This is a genomic window from Pseudomonas sp. 6D_7.1_Bac1 (genome assembly GCF_025465945.1).
Taxonomy (GTDB): Bacteria; Pseudomonadota; Gammaproteobacteria; order Pseudomonadales; family Pseudomonadaceae; genus Aquipseudomonas.
In genome coordinates this window covers 1-216 of sequence record NZ_JANLNW010000014.1, presented here as the reverse complement: position 1 = coordinate 216, position 216 = coordinate 1, and the positions used below count along the sequence as shown (strand labels likewise).

General features: G+C 48.6%; 1 rRNA gene. It reads left to right on the top strand.

Annotation, left to right across the window (positions count from 1 at the left end):
* Positions 1-82: 82 nt before the first annotated feature.
* Positions 83-198, top strand: a 5S ribosomal RNA gene (rrf, locus tag NTD87_RS04215).
* The last annotated feature ends 18 nt before the right edge of the window (positions 199-216 follow it).

Sequence of the window (216 nt, the reverse complement as noted above, 5' to 3'; positions counted from 1 at the left end):
ACTGCAGGTAGGGGTTTTGTTTTAAGTAGAAGTCACTCATTTTGCCGGCACGTATGTTTCATACGGGCTGGTCACAGAATTTCTTGACGACCATAGAGCATTGGAACCACCTGATCCCATCCCGAACTCAGCAGTGAAACGATGCATCGCCGATGGTAGTGTGGGGTTTCCCCATGTGAGAGTAGGTCATCGTCAAGATTGAATTCCGAAACCCCT